Origin of the sequence: Spectribacter hydrogenoxidans (assembly GCF_031846275.1) — a bacterium.
Classification (GTDB): Bacteria; Pseudomonadota; Gammaproteobacteria; order Nevskiales; family Salinisphaeraceae; genus Spectribacter; species Spectribacter hydrogenoxidans.
The window spans coordinates 1-376 of sequence record NZ_JAVRIB010000058.1; the positions used below are offsets into that span (position 1 = coordinate 1).

A 376-nucleotide genomic window follows, 5' to 3' on the forward strand; every position below is an offset into this window, starting at 1 on the left:
GCGCTGGAAGATTTCGTGCTGATCGCCGGGCCCAACCACGGCACCACCGTCGCCTTTCCCGCCGACTTGCTGGGCTCTCTGTTTGAAACCTTGGGGCTGGGCGGCCTGCCGGTGGGCCTGTTGCCGGAATCGATATATCAGTTCGCCCGCGGGTCGGACTTCGTCACCGCGCTCAACGCCGGCGACGAAACCCCGGGTGATATCGACTACACCAACCTGTACACGGTCTTCGACGAATTGGTGCAGCCGGTGTCGCCGGTGCCCACGGCGGCTCTGGACTTCGGCAAGGACAATCCCCAGGTGGCCAACATCCTGCTCCAGGATGTCTGCCCCGGCCATCTGACCGAGCACATAACCATCGGCACCACCGACCCCC

1 pseudogene is annotated in these 376 nt (G+C 64.4%); it reads left to right on the plus strand.

Going from position 1 to position 376, the window contains the following annotated elements:
- Positions 1–376, plus strand: a pseudogene (locus tag RM532_RS15860) (lipase); the annotation flags it as partial.